The organism is Streptomyces populi, from assembly GCF_002911015.1.
Classification (GTDB): Bacteria; Actinomycetota; Actinomycetes; order Streptomycetales; family Streptomycetaceae; genus Streptomyces; species Streptomyces populi.
Genome location: NZ_KZ627089.1, coordinates 1 through 1,261 on the forward strand (window position 1 = coordinate 1; position 1,261 = coordinate 1,261).

1 protein-coding gene and 1 pseudogene are annotated in these 1,261 nt (G+C 64.1%); one reads left to right on the forward strand and one right to left on the reverse strand.

The window, feature by feature from the left end:
• A pseudogene (locus CW362_RS45215) lies at positions 1-127 on the reverse strand (GNAT family N-acetyltransferase); the annotation flags it as partial.
• Positions 128-504: 377 nt separating this feature from the next.
• On the opposite strand from CW362_RS45215, the gene CW362_RS42805 reads away from it, so the two are divergent.
• Positions 505-996 carry a GIY-YIG nuclease family protein gene (locus tag CW362_RS42805; RefSeq protein WP_338069100.1) on the forward strand — a complete coding sequence of 164 codons (492 nt, stop codon included), beginning with the start codon at positions 505-507 and terminating at the stop codon, positions 994-996.
• The last annotated feature ends 265 nt before the right edge of the window (positions 997-1,261 follow it).

A 1,261-nucleotide genomic window follows, 5' to 3' on the forward strand; every position in this document is an offset into this window, starting at 1 on the left:
GTTCACGGGTGAGCAGGACACCCAAGTGCTCCCGGACATCGGGATCAGCATTCATCGCCGCCCACGGTTCAAGGTCGGAGTCTTGCCATCGACGGAGCACGAGGCGATCGGTATGCAGTTCAGCCATGCTGCCCAGCCAACGTGAGCGCTGTCCCCCAGGCAATCCATTTTCTGCGGCACTGCTACCGCCGGTCAGGAGAACGCACGGCTGGCTCCCAGACTGACGAAGCGACCACCGCCCCGGCGAACCTTCCCGGTCAGAGCACTAGCTGGGCACTTGTCCCTCTTGTCGACCAAATCCGTAGCTCACTGTCCGGGTTTGCATGCATACGATGAGTGGATGCTGCCCTTGTGACCGAGCGTGGACTGGCTGTCTCGTCGGTTGTGCGTCGTGCCCGCTGGCAAGTGAGTATCCTGCGGCCACCAGTGCGCCCACCTGGAGGTTCCGTGACCCACACCGCTCTCACCGAACCGGATCGGCTGTGGTCGGCGCGGGAAGTCTTGTTGCGTCCCAGCCCGGTGCCGGCGGCGGCCGGGGTCTACGGGTGGCACTTCGAACAGGCTCCCTCTGCCGACCTCGATGCAGGGCGACTTCTCTACGTCGGCATAGCCCCGCGGTACATGGCCAACCGGACCAGCACGCAGAACCTGCGCAAGCGCGTGCGGTACCACTACCGGGGCAACGCGGCCGGCTCCACGCTTCGTCTCACGCTCGGTTGTCTGCTCGGGATCGAGCTGCGTCGAGTGGGCAAGAGCGGCACGCGTATGACCTTCGGCAAGGACGGGGAGGTCGCCCTCAGCCAGTGGATGGCAGAGAACGCCCGAGTGTGCTGGATCGAGCACGACGAACCGTGGACCCTGGAGTCGGAGCTCATCACTCAACTCGACCTGCCGCTGAACCTCGACCAGAACCGTCACAACCTGTTCCACGGCCGCCTCAAGGAACTGAGAGACCAAGCTCGGCAGCGCGCACGAGAGTTGGACGTCAGCGCGTAGACCGTCTACCGATCTGACATCACCAACTGACATCAACGACGGCGGACGGTGGCATACGGCGGTGGCTGCAGCTGGATCCGCGAGCGACCAGGAGCCCTCGTTCCGGCAGGCGGCACCGGGCTGCGATCGAACTTACAAGGTGGTAATCACTGAGCGTTTTCAGCATGGCCACTGATCGGGTGACGGAGTGGGGTACGCAACGGACAGGGCTCCCGTGCCGTTGAGGGAGGTGTTCGACGTCTCAACTCAGCAGCACAGGAGCCCT